Source organism: Psychrobacter sp. GW64-MNA-CIBAN-0177 (assembly GCF_040309585.1).
GTDB lineage: Bacteria > Pseudomonadota > Gammaproteobacteria > Pseudomonadales > Moraxellaceae > Psychrobacter > Psychrobacter okhotskensis.
This window is the reverse complement of record NZ_JBEOOY010000299.1, coordinates 1-266: the sequence shown is the minus strand read 5'-3', so window position 1 is coordinate 266 and position 266 is coordinate 1. Positions and strand designations below refer to the sequence as shown.

Annotated in this window: 1 protein-coding gene; it reads left to right on the top strand. The window is 59.8% G+C overall.

Going from position 1 to position 266, the window contains the following annotated elements; translation table 11 throughout:
• A partial coding sequence (locus AAEY79_RS15160) for a cupin domain-containing protein (RefSeq protein ID WP_352289284.1) occupies nt 1-266 on the top strand: 266 nt, incomplete at both ends.

Sequence of the window (266 nt, the reverse complement as noted above, 5' to 3'; positions counted from 1 at the left end):
TTACTGGAGCGTGATGGCGACGAAGTGGCGCGTGCCACCTCGATCGTGCGATACGCGCCGGGCTCCGCTGTTGAAAATCATAAGCACGACTTGGGCGAGGAGAGTCTGGTCCTGGACGGCGAATTCAGCGACGAATCCGGGACCTTCGGGCCTGGGACTTACATCAAGAATCCACCAGGTTCTTCGCATGCACCGAGCTCCGCGACGGGTTGCACGTTGTTCGTCAAGCTGCGCCATCTTGATCTCGCCGACATCCAACGCACCGT